The following is a 15,426-nucleotide window of genomic DNA, read 5'->3' as shown; positions in this document are numbered from 1 at the left end:
CAGGGCGTCGGCGTCCCCGGAGCCCGAGACTTCGTGACCCCGAGACCTAGCCTCAGTACTCGGTGCGGTCCTCGAGTGCTTGCCACGCTTCGAACGGCTCGAGCGCCTGCGCGGGACGGCTCTGCTCCGTCGGCAGCAGGGCGCGGTGGCCGGGCGATTCGAAGAACTCGTAGAACGCGGCGTCATCGAAGCCCGCGCGAGCGGCGTCGGCCCGATCGGCGGCGAACACGACCCGGTCCACGCGGGCCCACAGCGCCGAGGCCAGGCACATCGGGCACGGCTCGCAGCTCGCGTAGAGCACCGCGCCGGTCAGCTCGAACGTGCCGAGCTCCTGGCAGGCGGCCCGGATCGCCATCACCTCGGCGTGCGCGGTGGGATCGAGCGTCGCGGTCACCCGGTTCGTGCCGTCGACGAGGCGGCCGTCGGCGGTGCGGACCACCGCTCCGAAGGGGCCGCCTCCGGAAGCGACGTTCGCGCTCGCCAGGTCGACGGCGCGGGCGAGCAGTTCCTCGTCGTACGGCGTGAGGGTGCTGGGAGGGTTCATGTGGCCAGTATCCCCTCAGATGCGCGATCCCCTCAGATGGCCACCGCGACCTCGACCGCCTGGCGGATGGCGCGCTCCGCGTCGAGCTCGACGGCGAGGTCGGCCCCGCCGATCACGTGGACCCGCGGCGTGCGACCCCGCCGGGCCTCGCGGACCTCGCCGGCCAACTCGTCCACGCTGATCTGCCCCGCGCAGACCACCACGGTGTCCACCTCCAGGACCTGCTCCTCGCCGTCCTCCACGAGGTGCAGCCCGTCGGCATCGATCCGCCGGTAGGAGACGCCGCGATGCTGGATCACCCCGGCCCGGCGCAGCTCGGCGCGGTGGACCCAGCCGGTCGTCCGCCCCAGGCTCGCCCCGATCCGGGTCTGCTTGCGCTGGAGCAGGTGGATCTCGCGGGCCAGCCGCCCGTCGGCCGGATCACCGTCTCCGTCGCGCCGGCGCGGCACCACCCCTCCGCGCTGCTGATCGGGATCGACGATGCCCCAATGCGCTTTCCATGCCGCAGCATCCAGCGTCGGCGACGGGCGCGGGGAGGAGAGGAACTCCGCGACGTCCACGCCGATACCGCCGGCACCGATGATCGCGACCCGCTCGCCGGCCTCGGCGCGGCCCTCGAGCAGATCGGCGTAGCTGACCACGTCCGGCCCGCCCTCGGAGCTGCCCGGGGCGAAGCCGGGCAGGTCCACCACGCGCGGCTCGACCCCGGTGGCGACGACGACATCGTGGAAGCCCGTCAGGTCCCGGGCCGACGGCCGGGTCCCGAGCCGGATCCCCACGCCGGCCGCGGCCAGCCGCATCCGCCAGGACTGCAGGGCCTGGGCGTAGTCCTCCTTGCCGGGGATGCGGGCGGCCAGTCGCAGCTGCCCGCCGATCTCCTCGGTGGCCTCGAACAGGGTGACCACATGGCCGCGCTGGGCGGCGGTCACGGCCGCCTCGAGCCCGGCGGGCCCGGCGCCGACGACGGCCACCTTGCGGGCGCGGCGCTGGATCACCGGAGTCAGCTCCAGCTCGGTCTCGTGGCCGGCGCGCGGGTTGACCAGGCAGCTGGCCCGCTTGCCCTCGAACACCTTGTCCAGGCAGGCCTGGTTGCAGGAGATGCAGGCGACCACCTGCGAGGCGCGGCCGTCGGCCAGCTTCGCCGGCAGCTGCGGATCGGCGAGCAGCGGCCGCGCCATGGAGATCAGGTCCGCCCGGCCCTCGGCCAGCACGCGCTCGGCGACCGCCGGGTCGTGGATCCGGTTCGAGGCGATCACGGGCGCGTCGACCGCCTCGCGCAGCATCCCGGTCTGCTCGGCGAAGGCGGCCCGCGGGACCGAGGTGACGACGGTGGGCACGCGGGCCTCGTGCCAGCCGATGCCGGTCGAGAGCACATCCACGCCGCGCTCGGTCAGGCCACGGGCCAGGGCGACGGTCTCCTCCCACGTCTGCCCGTCCGGCACCAGGTCCAGCAGCGAGATGCGGTAGCTGAGCAGGGCGTCGTCCCCGATCGCCTCGCGCACCGCGGCCGCGATCGCCAGCGGCAGTGCCCGTCGGCCCTCGGGCCCACGGCCCCAGCGGTCGCGGCGCCGATTCGTGGCGGGGACCAGGAACTGGTTCAGCAGGTATCCCTCCGAGCCCATGATCTCGACCCCGTCGTACCCGGCCTCGACCGCCCGGTGGGCGGCGGCGGCGAAGTGCTCCACGGTGCGGCCGACGCCGCGGCGGGTCAGGCGGCGCGAGCGGAACGGGGAGATGGGGGAGCGGCCGGCGTGGGCGGAGGCCGCCAGCGGATGGAAGGCGTACCGGCCCGCGTGTAGCAGCTGCAGGATGATCCGCCCGTCGGCCTCATGGACCTCGCGGGTGATGACATCGTGGGCCCGCAGCGTGCGGGCGTCGGCCTGGGCGCCGCGCGGCGTGAGCCGGCCGGTGCGGTCCGGGGAGTAGCCGCCGGTGACGATCAGTCCCGCTCCGCCCCGGGCGCGCTCGCCGAGGTAGGCCGCAAGCTTCTTCGCCTCCCGCGGCTGATCCTCGAGGCCGACGTGCATGGACCCCATGACGATCCGGTTGCGCACCTCGAAACGCCCCAGGTCCAGCGGCGAGAGCAGCCTCGACAGCGCGGTGGGCGAGGGAGGGCCGACGGTCGGGCGGGGAAGCGGCGCGGACATGCGGCGATTGTGCCAGGCTGGGCCGCATGAGCCGGAGACTGCTGATCATCGTCGACGTCCAGAACGACTTCTGCGAGGGCGGCGCGCTCGCCGTGGACGGCGGCTCGGCCGTCGCGGCCCGGACTGCCGAGTTCGTGCGCGAGCACGCCGCCGACTACGACCGGATCCTCGCCACCCAGGACTGGCACCGCGGCGACACCGACAACGGCGGCCACTTCGCGACCCCGCCGGCCGAGCCCGACTTCTCCGAGACCTGGCCCGTGCACTGCGTGGCCGGCACCCGCGGTGCCGAGTTCCATCCCGAGATCGAGGCACTGGTCGCTGACGTGGGCCGCATCGAGATCGCCCGCAAGGGGTACGGCATCCCCTCCTACAGCGCCCTCGAGGGCGCCACCGTCGGGACCGAGGAGAGTGTGCAGCAGCTGATCGGATCCGGCGACTGGGATCAGGTCGACGTGGTGGGCCTGGCCTACGACTTCTGCGTGCGCGCCACCGCCCTCGGTGCGGTCGCCACCGGCGCCCCGGTGCGGGTCCTGCGCCGTCTCACCGCCGCCGTGCACCCCGCCGGCAACGAGCAGCTCGAGGCGGAGCTCGCGGAGGCCGGGGTGCAGCTCGCGTGACGTCCCCGCGGCCGGCACGGACCGAGGCCGCCGGGGCGGCAGTGCGGGTCCTGCGCGGCGTCGCACTGCTGATCACCGCGGCATTGACCGGCTGGGTCCTGGTCCGTTATCCCTCCCTCCCGGATACGGTCCCGACGCACTTCGGGGCCCAGGGCAACCCTGATGAGCACGGCAGCAAGGTGAGCGTGCTGGTGCTCGCCGGCGTGATGATCGTGCTGTCCGCGCTCATCGCCTGGCTCTCGACGCGGCCTCGGCTGCTGAACTATCCGATAGCGGTGACCGAGCAGAACGCTCAGCGCCTCTATCGCGAGGGTGAACGGCTTCTCGTCGTGATCCTTCTGGGACTCCAGTCGATCTACCTCGGCATCATTCTGTCCGTCACCGGAGGTGCCGGCCGGCCGGCGCTCGTGGTCGGTCTGGTGGTGACGGTGATCGCCGTGGTGACGGGCATCATCCGGATGGTCCGCGTCCGCTGAGAATTTACGTCGACCTGCACGGATCGCGTGTGGTCCACTTTTCTCCATGCGCTTCTCGATCCGGCCCCTGGAGGCTCTCTCCCACGTCGACCTCGTCCAGTACAACGCTCTGGACGAAGCGCTGGACGAGGCCAACTACGGCGGCAGCGAGGCGTTCACGGTCCAGCAGCGCAGGGCCTCGCTGCAGGACTCCCCGTACTACCGCACCCGGCGCTGGGTCGCCGTGACCGAGCTGATGGAGGGTGGCGAGACGATCGTCGGCCGTGCCTCGGTCTACCTGCCGCAGCAGGAGAACCTCGAGACGATCTCCGTCGCCGTCGCCGTGCACCCCGCCTTCCGCGGTCACGGCGTCGCCACGGCCCTGCTCGAGGAGGCGCTGATCCCCGCGATCCGGGAGTCCGGGCGCAGCCTGGTGGAGGCCTACGGGGAGATCCCGGCCGACGGGGATGTCGACGACCCCGCCCAGCCGGTCAACCGCCTGGCCGCGCGGTTGGGCATCACGCGCAAGAACGTCGCCGTCTGCCGCACCCTCGCCCTGCCCCTGGAGGAGCAGCTGTTGGACCGGCTGCAGGCGGAGGCCGAGGAGAAACTGGGCGACTACGGGGTCGAGCTGTGGGACGAGGGCGTGCCCGAGCAACACCTCGAGGCCTACGGGGTGCTGCTGCGGCAGCTCGAGCTCGACGAGCCGGACGAGGACGTCGAGCATGAGGCGCCGGAGTACACACCGGAGCGGATCCGCATCATCGAGAAACGGCTGCGCGAGATCGGGGTGCGGCCGATCCTGGCGGTCGCCGTCGCCCCGGACGGCAGCTTCGTCGGCAACTCCGAGATCCACGTCCAACGGTCCCCGCGCACCACCGTGGCATGGCAGGAGAACACCCTGGTGATGCCCGAGCATCGCGGGCACCGACTGGGACTGGCGCTCAAGGTCGCCACCCACCGTCAGCTGCGCGAGCGCGCCCCGCAGGTGCGGGCGCTGGTCACGTGGAACTCGCACGTGAACCCGTGGATGATCGCCATCAACGAGAAGCTCGGGTACCAGGTCGCCTACCGCGAGATCGCCCTGCAGGGACGCCCGCAGCTCTGAGGTGGCACGATAGGGACATGACCCAGGGCAGGGCAGAGGCAGACCGCGTCGTCAGCGTCTCACGCGTGATCGCGGCGCCCGCGAGCGTGCTCTTCGAGCTGATCGCCGATCCGGCCCAGCAGCCCCGCTGGGACGCCAACGACAACCTCGCCGAGGCCGCGGACGGCCAGCGCGTGCGCGGCGTCGGCGACGTGTTCCGCACCAGACTGACGATCGACTCCGTGCGCGAGAACCACGTCGTCGCCTTCGAGCAAGGCCGCGAGATCGCATGGAAGCCGGCCGAGGAGGGCACACATCCACCAGGGCATATCTGGGCCCTGTCCCTCGAGCCGGTGGATGAGCATCGCACGCGCGTCATCCACACCTACGACTGGACGGACATGCGCGATCCGCACCGCGTGTCCACGGCGCAGGGCGTCACCGCGGACTCGTTGCGCGCCTCCCTCGACCGTCTGGCCTCGCTGGTCGAGGAGGGCGAGGGATGACGAGCGAGACCGACGGACCCCGCCGGCCGCCGATGGCCCCAGACGTCGCCCGCGTCGAATCCGCGCTCGAACAGGCGCGTGCCCGTGGGGATTTCGACGACCTGCCCGGCGCCGGCAAGCCGCTGAACCTGCCGGACACCCACGACCCGGACTGGTGGATCAGGCAGCGCGTCCAGGACGGGGACATCGACCGCGACGCACTGCTGCCGGTGGTCATGCTGCTGCGCCGAGAGTTCGAACGACGCGAGGAGACCCTCGCCGAGCTCCCCACCGAGGAGGCCGCCCGCGAGTACGCCGAGGACTACACGCGCCGCGTCCACGACGACCGGCGCGCGAATCCCCTGCAGCGCACCATCGCGCCCGAGATGTACCCGGAGGACGCCGCGAAGCGCTGGCGGGAGCTGCGCGAGGCCGCGGCCGCGGCCCGACCGGCCCCGGAGCCGACGGAGACCGAGGAGAAGCCGCGGCCCCGCCGGCGCTGGTGGCCCTTCGGCCGGAGCTGACCGAGGGCCTCAGGCCGACACGGCCAGCGTCTCGCGCGTGTCGGAGACCAGCGCGGACACGTCGCGGACCGCCGCTGCGAGCCCGTCGGCCGAGAGATCCGCGCCGATCGCAGCCAACGCGGCACTGGCCTTCTCCGCGAAGCCGCCCGTGTCCAGTGGGAGCCAGGCGACGGCCGGGATCAGACCCTTCTCGTTGGTGACCCACACGTCGGCCTCTCCGTGCCAGGACAGAGCGCACCACATCAGTGCGGTGGCGCAGCACAGCTGGACGTATCCGACGTCGCCGCGCGAGGTCGCCTTTGCGACACCGCCCATGAGGAACTTCGCACTGCTCAGGTTCTCTCGCAGCGCTTTCCGCAGCGGCGCAGGATACGGGTCCAGGCCCGCCCGCAGTTGCGGCACAAGGCGCCGGGGGTCGGCCAACGGGCGGCAGGTGGCGATCTCCGCCGCATAGGTGACGTCGAGGAAACCCAGGGGATGGCCGAGCTGCCAGTGGAATCCGATCTCGCCGCGGATCGCCCGGTCACGCTGCTCGCGCACCCGTTCCACGTCACGCAGGATCAGGTCGACGGCCGTCCCATCGACCTCGAGCCACGCGCCGCCGTCCACCCACGGCCCCCAGCCACCGGGCCCCGCGACCTGGACCGGTGCGCCGACGACCCCACGGGCCGCCCTGGTCAGCGCCGCGACATCGAGGGTCGCCGCCTCGTAATAGAGCCCGAGGTCCACGTCGGAGCCGGCATGGTGGGTGCCGCGGGCGCGGCTGCCACCGAGCACGACCGCCTCGATCCCGGGCACTCCTGTCACCTCGTCGGCGACCCGTCGCAGGCGGTCCTCATTGATCATCGTCGCCCTCCTCGGCGCTGTGCGGCCTCGAACCACTCCTGCGGGTCAGCGGCCGATGCCGGCGCTCCGTGCGCTCGCAGCCAGGTGCACATGTTCTCGCAGTCCCGCCGCAGGAACTCGTTCCCGTGCGGGTTGGCGACGAGGTCGATGACCTGCGGAACGTCGATCACCACCGGATCCGGCTCGGCGAGACGGGTGTCGGCGAGGACGTTGTAGGGGGAGAGGTCGCCGTGGACCAGCCCCAGCTCGGCCAGGTCGATCACGACGTCTCGCAGCCGACGCGCCCAGCGTTCGGCTTCCTCGAGGGTGGGCCGGCACTCCTGCAACCGTGGGGCGGCGACCGCGCCGTGCTCGTCATCGGTGCCGATGAACTCCATGCACACCTCCGTGCCGACGATCTGGACGGGAAAGGGCACCGGGAGGCCGGCGGACCACAGCCGGGCGAGCACGTCGAACTCCGTGCGGGCCCATTGCGCGGCCGCGACCTGGCGGCCGAACGCGGTGCCCTTGGCGATGGCGCGGGCCTCGCGGGAATCCTTGGTGCGACGGCCCTCGGTGTACTGGTGGGAACGGTGGAATGTGGTGTGTTCGGGGGAGCGGTAGCGCTTGGCGACCATGAGGGTCGTCTCGCCGGCGGCGCCGGTGCGGTGCTCCTCGGGCAGGGCGCGCTCGAGCAGGAAGGCGTCGGCCTCCTTGCCGGATTTGAGGATGCCCAGCTCGGTGTCGATCGCACCGTCGTGCTGGACGACCCACTCGGGGAAGGGCTGCGGGCCGCGATCCAGCGTATGAGCGGTCTCCGGCCACGTGGACCAGCGCTGATCCTCGTCGAGGTCAGCGATGTAGGCGGTCAGAAGGGACTTGGCGAAGAAGTCGTCCCGGTCGAAGGACGGGGTCATGGCAGATCTCCTGGAGGGTAGGAAGGACGGCAGGGGTCAGCACGGCGACAACCATCAGTTCCTCCTTCCCTCAGGGCTCCGGGCCGGAGCTGGGGCCACGGTATTGCGGACACCCATGAGGGGCGAGTGATTTTCCGTCGGGCTAACGTCCAGGTGATTGTGGACAGTTGCCCAATCTGTGAGGTCGGCGATGATTGGATGGCAGCGTGCCTGCGTTCTCAGCCCCGCTCCGCCCCACCCGTCGTTCCCTCCTCCTCTCCAGTGCCCTGCTCGCCCCGTTCGCGCTCGCCGGGTGCGACGCGGATATGAGCTGGCTCCCCTTCGTCGAGAAACCTCGGGCGAGCGTCACCCTCGCGCCACTGACGACCTCCTCGGAGCTCGTCGCCGAGGAGCCCGTCCGGATCAATGAATGGGGGCTCGCGCCGACCGCCGACCGTCCGCTGGCCATGCTGGTCCACCGCGAGAAGTCGCTCGAAGCTCAGGTGAGCGTCGTGACCATTGCCGAGCCGCAAGGAATCGAGGTTCCCGTGGAGCCCGCGGCCACCGGGATTCGGGTCGATGGATCCGGCGAACGCGTGAGGGTCTACTCGCGTCGGATCATCGAGGACGTCTATGCCTATTCCATGTGCACCTCCACCGACCTCTCCGACTGGGAGACGGTCGAGCTCGCCGACGGCATCGATGCCGATTTCACCGTCGTCGGCGGCGGGCTGGTCATGGCCCTGCCTCGCGATCACAGGATTCGGATCTGGGAGGTAGCCGCGGACGGGGGAGTCACGGAGCTGGAGTCCCTCGCTGTTCCCGATGGTGAGACCTGGCAGCCCGAAGCAGTCCGGCGAATCGAGGAGACCGTCGTCGTCCTGGTGATGCGCGAGGTGGGAACAGAGGCGTGGGAACCGGCCGTCGTCACCTCGACAGATGGCGGTGCGACCTGGAGCGAGCCTGTGGCTCTGCCTGATAAGGCGCAGCGTCCGGGCGCCGAGGACCTGCAGGTTCAGGGCGACGCGTTCGTGGTGATGGGTGACCATCTCATTCCCGCCGACTGGGCGGAGGGGGAGAGGTACCGTCGCCCGATCGCCTGGTCGAGCACAGACGGATCGTCCTTCGCGCAGGAGGAGATTCCCCTTCCGACGTGGGGCATCGACGGATTCGAGCACGACACTCGAGGCGATCTCGACCCCGAGACTCCGATGGACTTCTCGGACCTGGAACTCGGATCCTCCGTCGTCGCAGCAGACGATGCGTCGATCTCGCTGGCCGTCTACTTCGCTGACGACTGTCGCACGGCTCGACGTGGGGCGGACGGGGCCTGGTCGATCAGCGACGTCGACGCATACTCGCCGGAGAGAATCTTCAGCTGTGTCGCCGACGAGGAGGGCACTATCGCGCGCACCGAAGCGTGCGTGTACGTGAAGAAGCGCGACGACCCGAGCTACACAGCGGGCCTCGCGTACGCCCCGACGCGCGAGCTCCAGCTCTCGGCCGGCAGCTCCGCCGACGGAATCGTTGCCATGTCCACCTGGGATACCGGGTACTTGCGTCGCGACGACCGCAGAATCGCGTGGGGGGACCGCGAGGGTCGGCTCCCCGTCGGTGTCGAGGGCGACGAGGTCGTTCGCCCGCACGACCCGGACGTCGGCCTGCAGGATCCCAGTGAGGCATACATCCATCACCTCGGCGGCGGCATCACGCTCTACACCGGCGTTCCTCCGTCTTCCGACGACGCCGCATCGCTCTACGTACGCGTGAGCACCGATGGCACCACGTGGCAGGAACCTACGGGCATCGAGATTCCCGAAGGTAACGTCGAGATCGGCGACGCCGTCAGTGTGGACGGGATCCACTACTTCCCCTTGTCGTCGTGGGTGCCGCGGGACGGATCCGCGTCGAAGATCGAGCCGGTCGTCTACCGCTCCGAGGACGGCCTCACATGGGAGAGAGTCGGGGCGTTCGACGCAGCGTTCCCTGTACCGGACCTGGCCGCCAACGGTGCGCGGGTCCAGTTCGTCACCGTCGTCGACGGTCAGATCATTGGGGTCGGTACCTCGTACGACGCATCCGATGCCCAGCGGCTCTGCACCTTCCTTCTGCAGGGACAGAGCTGGACGCCCATCCCTGTGGACGGGGCGCCGGCCGGCTCGACGTTCTACGGCAGCTCCGTGGTCGCGGGGAACGCGATGGTTCGTAGCCGCTGGGGAAGCCGATGGTCAGTGGCCACGGTGGCAGCCGATGGCTCGATCTCCGAGAACTATCGGTCCACCGATATCGAGGACAGGGGACTTCCTCTCGACCTCGGCGGTAGTGCAATGCTCTCGGGCGGGTGGATAGATCGGCCCGCCGCCGAGAACGAGAAGGCCCCGGAGGTCGGCGTCGGGGCGTGCGTGTGGGCGAGCTTGGACGCGGGGGAGACGTGGAACGCCACGATGCTTCCTGCGGAGGAAGGCAGGTATCCCGATGTCAGTCTGATTCCTGACGGCGAAGACGTCCTCGTCCTGCTCGAGGACCCCGACATCCCCCGTGGCTACCGCATCGTCGGCGCTCGCGCGGACGTGCTCGGTGAAAACGAGTAGCCGAGCGGTCCGCGCCGGGCGAAACTGAATCCATGTTTCTGGAGAACATCGGCATCGACGCCACGGATCCGGTACGACTCGGGCGCTTCTGGGAAGCGGCGCTCGGCACGACGGCGCTGACCGTCGAGGACGACGTCTACGAGACGCGCCTGCCCCTCACCGAGGAGGCGTACCTGGACTTGTGCTTCGTCCGCGTCCCCGAGCCCCCGGTCTCTCCTGTGAGGCTGCACGTCGATCTCGCGGGCGGCGCCGAACAGTCCGAGGTCGCTGAGAGACTTCGCGAACTCGGAGCGAGGGATCTCGACATCGGTCAAGGTGACGTGCCGTGGATCGTGCTCGGCGACGTCGAAGGCAACCCCTTCTGCGTGATGGAGCACCGCGACGTCTATGTCGAGACGGGCCCCATCGCGGCTCTGCCGTTGGACTCAGCGGACCCGCAGCGGGACGCCGACTTCTGGTCCTGGCTGAGCGGGTGGGGCGACGCGCCGGGCGTCGCACCTCGCAGCCTGCGGCACCCCTCGCGGCGCGGGCCGTTGCTGGAGCTGTGCCACGAGTCCGCACCGAAGGGCGAGGGGAAGAATCGGATGCACCTGGACATCCGCCTCGAGCCGACCGACGACGCCGACGAGGTCGCTGCGGGGATCGCTGAGCGCGGGGGTCGGGAGCTCCATCCCGACTGGGGCGAACTCCCATGGCGCGTATACGCCGACCCGTCGGGCAACGAGTTCTGCGTGCTGCCCGCGCCCGGCTTCCCCTGAGCGGCTCCCGTCTTCACCCGACGTCGGCAAGGAGCGCTCGGAGCCGAGTCCCGGCGATGGAGCGTGCCGTATCAGGCGACACGCTCCGAGGTTCGGCCAGCACGCTCACGGTCAGGCCGTCCAGGAGAGCGAGCAGCTCAGTGGCGGCCGACTCCGCCTGCGCCCAGGATGCGTGCGGGCGCGCCTCGGCGAGGAGCTCGGTCAGCCCTCGACGGGTGCGGTGCCAGATGTCTTGGTAGCGCTCGGCGACAGTAGGGTCGACGGCAGCCTGCGCGGCGAAGGCCAGCCAGACGCGGGCGACGGTGGTCCGGTCCGGCGAGGGCAGCATCAGATCGATCAGAGTATGAAGCTGGCTCTCTGTCGTCTTGTCGGGCGATCTCCCGTGCTCCAGCCCTGTGGTCGCGATGATGTTCTCCATCGCGGCGAGGAGCATGTCGGTGCGGCTGCGGTAGTGATGCTGCACTGTTCCGATGGCGACGTCAGCACGGGAGGCGACGGCGCGGACGCTGAGCCCGGCGATGCCCCCCTCGGCGATCGTGTCGATGATGGCGCGCTGGATGAGTTCTCGGGACATCTTCCGATGTTAGGACTATGAACGCAGGAGGCTCCGGCGTAGCCGCCACAGCGAGCCGGCGATGCGCCGGGCCAGGGCCAGGGGCTCATCCCGGCCATCCTTGGCGGGCCGCGAGGCGACCACCGCAAGACACATGAGGATCATCCCGATGCCGATCAGTCCGAACTGCAACGCCTCACTGACCATCAGTGCGAGGAACGTCAGCCCCTCGTGCTCGGGGCCGAGATCGATAGGGACAAAGCGCAGCGCCGCTCCGGCCGCCGAGGAGACGCCGCCGGTCAGGAGCAGAGGAATCCAGGTGGGGGAGACATGGGGTCCGAGGCCCGCTGCCGTCATGAGAAGTACGACGGTCAGAGCGATGACGGACAGACGCACCATGCCCCACATTTCGAGGTGATGCGTCATCCCCTCGAGGTCTCTGCCCAGGAAGACGGACTTCTCGCTGAGGAGGCCGATGATCGATGCAGCGATGCCCGCTGCGCAGGCGAGGAGCCCGACGGTGACCGGGCCGGGAGCGCGCTGCCGGAACAGGACGAGGAATGCGGCTCCGATGATCGGAGCGGCGAGCCCGACGAGTTGAATCATTCGCAACACGGCACCCTCCAGCCATACGTCTGTATGGGTTCAAGCATACATATGTATGGATGCGCGCTCAATGGTGGCATTCTCGATGATCCACTCGGCCTCGGAGCGGTGGGCTTCGCGCTCGGGCAACCGGTAGGTCTCCCGCGGACGGCCCAGCACCGGCTCCTCCGTCTCCCGGGACGCGAATCGGCACCTGCCCGGCACGCTCTCATGGAGCGCACCGCCAGGTGCCGATGTGGGGACAGCCGAGCCCCCGATCGCCGCACTCGGGCGCGCGAGCCCCGGTCGCGGGACCCGCTACGCCCGACTCACTCCGTGCGGTCCAGCAGAAAAGTACGCGCCAGGTCGCAGACGTCCTTGACGGGGGAGTCGTTGTGGTCCTCGCGCTGCAGGGTCCGCACCGTGCGCTCACGCACCGCGTCCCGCAGGATCAGCGCCAGCATGGCGCGGCTGGCGAATTCCGGATCCACGCAGCTGCGCAGCTGGCCGTTCTTCTCGAGCGCGACGAAGCAGTGCTCGAGCACGTGCTCGTGCACGCGGCGCAGCCGAGCCATCCGGAATCGGCCGGGATGGTCGTCGCTGATGGCGTCGGCGTCGAGGGTCGCCAAGAGCTGGATGAGGTGCGAGCCCGGGTTCCACATCTCTGTCAGGCCCCGCAGGAGCGCGTCACCGTCGGAGCAGAACTCGTCCTTGCGATCGAGCGCTTGCTGAGCATGCGCCTCGAGCCGGTCGATCACGCCTCCGAGCAGCTCATCCTTCGAGGAGAAATGATGGAGCATCCCGGGATGGGAGAGCCCGACCCGGCGGGAGATGTCGCGCAGGCTGGCCCCGTAGTAGCCGTACTCCGCGAACAGCTCGGACGCGCCGTCCAGAATGGATTCACGCCGGGACCCGTGCTCGATCTTCGCCGGTGCCTGGGCCGGCGCATCGCCGACGACGTTGAGATCGGGCCGTCCCGACCGGGCGCCGGCCGGGGTCGCCGAGCGCGGGGACGCGATCCCGGTCGCCGGGGTGGCCGTGGTCGCGGTGGTTCGGCCGGAGGTGACCAGGCGACCTTCATCGGTGGAGGGTGCGCGCGTCATGACTGCACCTCCACCGCGTCGGCCGGGCCATGCTGGGCCGGCCGGATTCGCGCGGTCGCGGGGCCCGGGGTGGAACTCATCCCGGTGGGCGACGGCGTATGGGGTCTCCACCCGCCGCTGGCGGGGAGATCGACGAGGAGCAGATGGTTCATGGCAAGCCTCGATTCGCGCAGGACGAACATTTGTGGCCACTTGCCGGACCTATTGGTGAAACTACTTCGCTTCGCGATGGTGCGCAAGCCGCAGCGGGCCGGACCGCGCACCGGCCGGGAGTTGCGCCTCCGGGCGGGGTCTGGCTTAGCCTGCCCGCGAACGAGAGGACTGCACCATGACCGGTTCGGGCGATCACGCCGATCCGAGGCGGCGCACGGGCGATCAGCGGATCGTCCGCGAGGGCTTCGAGGACCTCCCGCATGCCGTCGCGATCGTGCAGGGCCCTGCCTGTCAGGTGGCAGCGGCGAACGCCGCCTACCGGCACTTCGCGGGACGGCAGGACCTGGTCGGCGTCCCGCTGGGCGAGGTGCTCGTGTCCCCGGGAGCACAGCAGCAGCTCGACGCGGCGCACCAGGTCATGGCCACCGGGGACGAACTCACGGTGAGGGAATGGCACGTGCCCGGAGACGCCTCCGCCGGCACGGGGGAGCGCTTCGCCGATCTGCTCCTGCGGCCGCGACGAGGCGAGGGGGGAGAGGTCGACGGCGTCGTCATCGTCCAGATCGACGTGACGGACCGGGTGCGCCGGCGCCGGGAGGCCGATGCCGCGCTCGACCAGGCGCTGCTGCCCATCGACCTGCCGGTGCTCCCACTGGTCGACATCGCCGTGCAGTACACGGCCGGGGGCGATGGTGAATCCGGCGAGCACGACCGCGGGGGCGACTGGTTCGATGCTGTGCCCATCGCCGGCGGCCGTGTCGCGCTGATGGTCGGCAACAGTGCGGGGCTGGGTGCGGGAGCCGCGGTCGCGGCGAGCCACCTCCGTCTGATGCTCGCCGAGACGCTGCTCGCCACCGGCGATGTGCAGCAGGTGATGAGGAAGGTCGATTCCCTCGCCGCCCGGGTGCGCACGATGCGCAACGCCACCGTGTGCCTCGCCGTCCTGGACCCGGCCGGTGGCGAGCTGAGCTATTGCAGCAGCGGCCATCCGCCCCCGCTGGTCGTCTCGGCCGACGGGTCGCGGCGTGCTCTGCCGACGACCGGGTCGACGCCGCTGGGCACCGGAAGTCCGCCGCTGGTGACGACGGTGCGGCTGGAGCCGGGCGCGACGGTGATGCTCTACACCGGGAGCCTCCACGAACGGCCGGGCGACGCGGCGACCCCGCAGCGGACGGCAGCGGCCGGGAGGGTCGAAGGGCCCGGTCCGGCCGCGGAGCAGGTGTGCCGCGAGGTCACCGATCGGCTCGCCGGGCCCGGTCCTGACGGAGATCTCGTCGTCCTCGCTGCGCGTCGGATGCAGGACGCGGTCCCGCCGCTGCGCTGCGACGTCGTCGCCACGGCCGCCGGCCTGAGTGAGGTGCGCACCGCACTCGCGGATTGGCTCGCACAGCTGGGATGCTCGGATGCGGACAGGCAGGACGTGGACATGGCCGCCGTCGAGCTGGTCACCAATGCGATCGAGCACGCGTACCGCGACCGTGCCGCGGGCACCGTGAGCGTCGAGGGGACGCTCGAGGCCGACGGGGTGCTCACGCTGGTCGTCGGCGATCACGGACGGTGGCAGGTTCCCGCTGCGCCCGGAGCCGCCGGTGGCCGCGGCCTGTGGATCGCCCGGACCTTCGCCGACGGCCTCGACATCCGGCCCGGCGACCCGGGAGAGGACGGCACCGTCGTGATCCTGCATCGACGCCTGCGCCGGTCGCCGCGGTCCTCACCGCGCCCCGTGCGCGCACACGCTGACGTGCCCGAACTGCGGCTGCGCGTCGACGGGATGCCGCCGACGGTCACTGCCTCCGGCGAGGTCGATACCACGAACTCGCAGCGGCTCGCCGACCATCTGGACGGTGCCTGCCGGGGCGGATTGCACCCCCTGACCGTAGACTTGACCGCTGTCGAGTTCCTGGCCAGGGCAGGAGTCCGGGTGCTGCTCGAGATGCGGGAACGGCTCGTCGCCTATGGGCACGAGCTCGATCTGCTCGCGAGCGAGGACACGCCTGTCCAGGAGGTGCTGGACCTCGCCGGCCTCGCATGGCGGCCGAACGGGAGCTCGACGAACGCAGGTACGTGACTGTGGGAGCACAACCGGAAGGAAGGCGCGCG

At 70.7% G+C, this 15,426-nt stretch carries 16 protein-coding genes; 8 read left to right on the top strand and 8 right to left on the bottom strand.

Annotation, left to right across the window (positions count from 1 at the left end; all coding sequences use genetic code 11):
• Nucleotides 1-52: 52 nt before the first annotated feature.
• Both ACFQS2_RS02925 and ACFQS2_RS02920 read right to left on the bottom strand, forming a co-directional pair.
• Complete coding sequence (locus ACFQS2_RS02925; protein WP_377015848.1) at nt 53-544, bottom strand: nucleoside deaminase; 492 nt, start codon at nt 542-544, stop codon at nt 53-55.
• Between the two features lie 32 nt (nt 545-576).
• Nucleotides 577-2,691, bottom strand: a complete 2,115-nt coding sequence (locus ACFQS2_RS02920; RefSeq protein ID WP_377015850.1) for an FAD-dependent oxidoreductase — start codon at nt 2,689-2,691, stop codon at nt 577-579.
• Nucleotides 2,692-2,717: 26 nt separating this feature from the next.
• Between ACFQS2_RS02920 and ACFQS2_RS02915 the strand changes: the two genes are divergently transcribed.
• From ACFQS2_RS02915 to ACFQS2_RS02895, 5 genes are read left to right on the top strand one after another with little or no spacing between them, the layout of a single operon-like run.
• Entirely contained in the window at nt 2,718-3,311 is a 594-nt protein-coding gene (locus tag ACFQS2_RS02915) for an isochorismatase family protein (protein ID WP_377015852.1), read from the top strand.
• Complete coding sequence (locus tag ACFQS2_RS02910) at nt 3,308-3,787, top strand: DUF1648 domain-containing protein (protein WP_377015854.1); 480 nt, start codon at nt 3,308-3,310, stop codon at nt 3,785-3,787. The genes ACFQS2_RS02915 and ACFQS2_RS02910 overlap by 4 nt, the downstream gene beginning before the upstream one ends.
• A gap of 46 nt (nt 3,788-3,833) precedes the next feature.
• Entirely contained in the window at nt 3,834-4,874 is a 1,041-nt protein-coding gene (locus ACFQS2_RS02905; RefSeq protein ID WP_377015856.1) for a GNAT family N-acetyltransferase, read from the top strand.
• A 17-nt stretch (nt 4,875-4,891) separates the two neighbouring features.
• Nucleotides 4,892-5,359 carry an SRPBCC family protein gene (locus ACFQS2_RS02900; RefSeq protein WP_377792689.1) on the top strand — a complete coding sequence of 156 codons (468 nt, stop codon included), beginning with the start codon at nt 4,892-4,894 and terminating at the stop codon, nt 5,357-5,359.
• Entirely contained in the window at nt 5,356-5,862 is a 507-nt protein-coding gene (locus ACFQS2_RS02895) for a DUF1992 domain-containing protein (protein WP_377792688.1), read from the top strand. Before ACFQS2_RS02900 ends, ACFQS2_RS02895 begins: the two co-directional genes overlap by 4 nt.
• A gap of 9 nt (nt 5,863-5,871) precedes the next feature.
• Here the strand turns inward: ACFQS2_RS02895 and ACFQS2_RS02890 are convergent, their stop codons facing one another.
• The 3 genes from ACFQS2_RS02890 to ACFQS2_RS02880 all read right to left on the bottom strand — a co-directional run bounded on the left by ACFQS2_RS02890 (nt 5,872) and on the right by ACFQS2_RS02880 (nt 8,341).
• The gene (locus tag ACFQS2_RS02890) at nt 5,872-6,708 is read right to left on the bottom strand and encodes a nucleotidyltransferase domain-containing protein (protein WP_377792687.1); all 837 of its coding nucleotides are present in this window, start codon (nt 6,706-6,708) and stop codon (nt 5,872-5,874) included.
• Nucleotides 6,705-7,604, bottom strand: coding sequence for a serine protein kinase RIO (locus ACFQS2_RS02885; protein WP_377015864.1), 900 nt, complete (start codon nt 7,602-7,604; stop codon nt 6,705-6,707). Before ACFQS2_RS02885 ends, ACFQS2_RS02890 begins: the two co-directional genes overlap by 4 nt.
• A 218-nt stretch (nt 7,605-7,822) precedes the next feature.
• Nucleotides 7,823-8,341 carry a hypothetical protein gene (locus ACFQS2_RS02880; RefSeq protein WP_377792686.1) on the bottom strand — a complete coding sequence of 173 codons (519 nt, stop codon included), beginning with the start codon at nt 8,339-8,341 and terminating at the stop codon, nt 7,823-7,825.
• On the opposite strand from ACFQS2_RS02880, the gene ACFQS2_RS02875 reads away from it, so the two are divergent.
• Together ACFQS2_RS02875 and ACFQS2_RS02870 are read left to right on the top strand one after the other, a co-directional pair.
• Complete coding sequence (locus ACFQS2_RS02875; protein WP_377792685.1) at nt 8,321-10,174, top strand: hypothetical protein; 1,854 nt, start codon at nt 8,321-8,323, stop codon at nt 10,172-10,174. The two genes, ACFQS2_RS02880 and ACFQS2_RS02875, sit on opposite strands and share 21 nt — an antisense overlap.
• A gap of 32 nt (nt 10,175-10,206) precedes the next feature.
• Nucleotides 10,207-10,932: a VOC family protein gene (locus ACFQS2_RS02870; RefSeq protein WP_377792684.1), complete on the top strand. Its 726-nt coding sequence runs from the start codon at nt 10,207-10,209 to the stop codon at nt 10,930-10,932.
• A gap of 13 nt (nt 10,933-10,945) precedes the next feature.
• Here the strand turns inward: ACFQS2_RS02870 and ACFQS2_RS02865 are convergent, their stop codons facing one another.
• The 3 genes from ACFQS2_RS02865 to ACFQS2_RS02855 all read right to left on the bottom strand — a co-directional run bounded on the left by ACFQS2_RS02865 (nt 10,946) and on the right by ACFQS2_RS02855 (nt 13,173).
• Nucleotides 10,946-11,506, bottom strand: a complete 561-nt coding sequence (locus ACFQS2_RS02865; RefSeq protein WP_377015872.1) for a TetR/AcrR family transcriptional regulator — start codon at nt 11,504-11,506, stop codon at nt 10,946-10,948.
• A 15-nt stretch (nt 11,507-11,521) separates the two neighbouring features.
• Entirely contained in the window at nt 11,522-12,091 is a 570-nt protein-coding gene (locus ACFQS2_RS02860) for a hypothetical protein (RefSeq protein WP_377792683.1), read from the bottom strand.
• A 308-nt stretch (nt 12,092-12,399) separates the two neighbouring features.
• Complete coding sequence (locus tag ACFQS2_RS02855; RefSeq protein WP_377792682.1) at nt 12,400-13,173, bottom strand: TetR/AcrR family transcriptional regulator; 774 nt, start codon at nt 13,171-13,173, stop codon at nt 12,400-12,402.
• A gap of 328 nt (nt 13,174-13,501) precedes the next feature.
• On the opposite strand from ACFQS2_RS02855, the gene ACFQS2_RS02850 reads away from it, so the two are divergent.
• The gene (locus tag ACFQS2_RS02850) at nt 13,502-15,394 is read left to right on the top strand and encodes a SpoIIE family protein phosphatase (protein ID WP_377792681.1); all 1,893 of its coding nucleotides are present in this window, start codon (nt 13,502-13,504) and stop codon (nt 15,392-15,394) included.
• Nucleotides 15,395-15,426 lie beyond the last annotated feature (32 nt).

Origin of the sequence: Brachybacterium sp. GCM10030267 (assembly GCF_042666875.1) — a bacterium.
Taxonomy (GTDB): Bacteria; Actinomycetota; Actinomycetes; order Actinomycetales; family Dermabacteraceae; genus Brachybacterium.
This window is presented reverse-complemented; position numbering and strand designations above follow the sequence as displayed.

Coding starts and splice junctions, on each gene's coding strand:
- ACFQS2_RS02855 (WP_377792682.1), bottom strand. CDS start 13,173: ATGACGCGCGCACCCTCCACCGATGAAGGTCGCCTGGTCACCTCCGGC.
- ACFQS2_RS02920 (WP_377015850.1), bottom strand. CDS start 2,691: ATGTCCGCGCCGCTTCCCCGCCCGACCGTCGGCCCTCCCTCGCCCACC.
- ACFQS2_RS02860 (WP_377792683.1), bottom strand. CDS start 12,091: ATGATTCAACTCGTCGGGCTCGCCGCTCCGATCATCGGAGCCGCATTC.
- ACFQS2_RS02875 (WP_377792685.1), top strand. CDS start 8,321: ATGGCCCTGCCTCGCGATCACAGGATTCGGATCTGGGAGGTAGCCGCG.
- ACFQS2_RS02925 (WP_377015848.1), bottom strand. CDS start 544: ATGAACCCTCCCAGCACCCTCACGCCGTACGACGAGGAACTGCTCGCC.
- ACFQS2_RS02885 (WP_377015864.1), bottom strand. CDS start 7,604: ATGACCCCGTCCTTCGACCGGGACGACTTCTTCGCCAAGTCCCTTCTG.
- ACFQS2_RS02895 (WP_377792688.1), top strand. CDS start 5,356: ATGACGAGCGAGACCGACGGACCCCGCCGGCCGCCGATGGCCCCAGAC.
- ACFQS2_RS02865 (WP_377015872.1), bottom strand. CDS start 11,506: ATGTCCCGAGAACTCATCCAGCGCGCCATCATCGACACGATCGCCGAG.
- ACFQS2_RS02905 (WP_377015856.1), top strand. CDS start 3,834: ATGCGCTTCTCGATCCGGCCCCTGGAGGCTCTCTCCCACGTCGACCTC.
- ACFQS2_RS02900 (WP_377792689.1), top strand. CDS start 4,892: ATGACCCAGGGCAGGGCAGAGGCAGACCGCGTCGTCAGCGTCTCACGC.
- ACFQS2_RS02870 (WP_377792684.1), top strand. CDS start 10,207: ATGTTTCTGGAGAACATCGGCATCGACGCCACGGATCCGGTACGACTC.
- ACFQS2_RS02890 (WP_377792687.1), bottom strand. CDS start 6,708: ATGATCAATGAGGACCGCCTGCGACGGGTCGCCGACGAGGTGACAGGA.
- ACFQS2_RS02915 (WP_377015852.1), top strand. CDS start 2,718: ATGAGCCGGAGACTGCTGATCATCGTCGACGTCCAGAACGACTTCTGC.
- ACFQS2_RS02850 (WP_377792681.1), top strand. CDS start 13,502: ATGACCGGTTCGGGCGATCACGCCGATCCGAGGCGGCGCACGGGCGAT.